General features: G+C 36.5%; 1 protein-coding gene and 1 pseudogene. Both read left to right on the top strand.

Features of this window, described 5'->3' with window-relative positions:
- A pseudogene (locus tag Hs30E_RS10990) lies at window positions 1-731 on the top strand (hypothetical protein); the annotation flags it as partial.
- A 23-nt stretch (window positions 732-754) separates the two neighbouring features.
- Complete coding sequence (locus tag Hs30E_RS10985; RefSeq protein WP_172209966.1) at window positions 755-1075, top strand: hypothetical protein; 321 nt, start codon at window positions 755-757, stop codon at window positions 1073-1075.
- Window positions 1076-1169 lie beyond the last annotated feature (94 nt).

Raw genomic sequence — 1169 nt, 5'->3', positions numbered from 1 at the left:
AGAATTTCAATAAGGTTGTGGGGGAAACAGATGGTGTAGGTCGGGCAAGTTCTGGTAGTCGAGAAATACTAGAAAATCTTGCGGAGACTACACTTAAAAATAGTGACAACTTAGCAGACAGTACTAAATCTATTTTGAAAGGTATTTTAGATAATCCCAATAGTACGAAAGAGCAGTTAAAGGCTGTAGATGATTTAGCTAAGATGTTGGATGAGGCGCCTAAGGCAGGTTTGTCTGATGAAGCTACTAAGTATATAACAAACATTAAGCCAAATCCAGAATTAGGGATATTTAGACCTGAGTCAGGAACTTATTTATCCGAAGATTTTATAAAAGCCCATTTGAAACAATTTGATGATGGAGTTATTAAAATTCAAAGTTCTGAGAGTTTGGAAAATGCAATAAAAAGTTATGGTCCAAATTTAGGAGATCCAGCAACAGGTACATTTGTAATGTCTAAAGATGTTGGAGAAAAGGTCATTCAAGTTAGTGGAGGAGATCCCCGAATAATGGAAGAGTTATTGGGACTTGATAAAGGAGAGCTAGGTGAAACTCCGATTAGAATTGATTTCGATTCACCCAAAAATGCGAAAGTACCAAGTGGAAATGAAGCAGGTTCTAAGTGGAATGAGCAGTGGCGTCCGGGTGGAAAAACATGGCCTGGTGGAATTCCAGAGGCAGTAATTGATCAAGTTTCTGATGGGAACTATCATCCAAGTTTTATTAATTGAATAGAAAAGAGAGAAATTGTAAAATGGAGAACGAAAAATACGGTATTTTAATTGAAGGAGGTAACGGCTATGCAGTTTATGATAAAAAAGGCAATCTTACAATCTCGTGGCCGACAGGGATTGCGGATGTACCAGTATATCGTCCGTTAGACCAAGCAGACTATCAAGAATTTAAAGATGGCAAGCGTACAATGAGTGATTTGTCATTCAAGGCTGCATATGGCACATGGCCTTTGCCACAAGAGGAACAAGAAAAATATTATGAAGAACAGGGCATCAATGATATGCTCGCTAAAATCAAAAAAGAATCCGAGCAAAATTGGTCTGGTGCAAAGAATGAATAGTGATTTCCTAAAAAAATTATAGTCTCTTTGGTATGTTCATAATTTTTGATACATTATCTTAATATTCAGTAGTTTAGATTATTTAGAACCATTT

Source organism: Pseudolactococcus hodotermopsidis (assembly GCF_011170085.1).
Lineage (GTDB): Bacteria > Bacillota > Bacilli > Lactobacillales > Streptococcaceae > Pseudolactococcus > Pseudolactococcus hodotermopsidis.
The sequence above is the reverse complement of the archived record's forward strand: the minus strand, read 5'-3'. Positions and strand labels throughout refer to the sequence as shown.

Bases quoted from the DNA above. Each gene is read 5' to 3' on its own strand.
- Hs30E_RS10985 (WP_172209966.1), top strand. From the start codon at position 755: ATGGAGAACGAAAAATACGGTATTTTAATTGAAGGAGGTAACGGCTAT.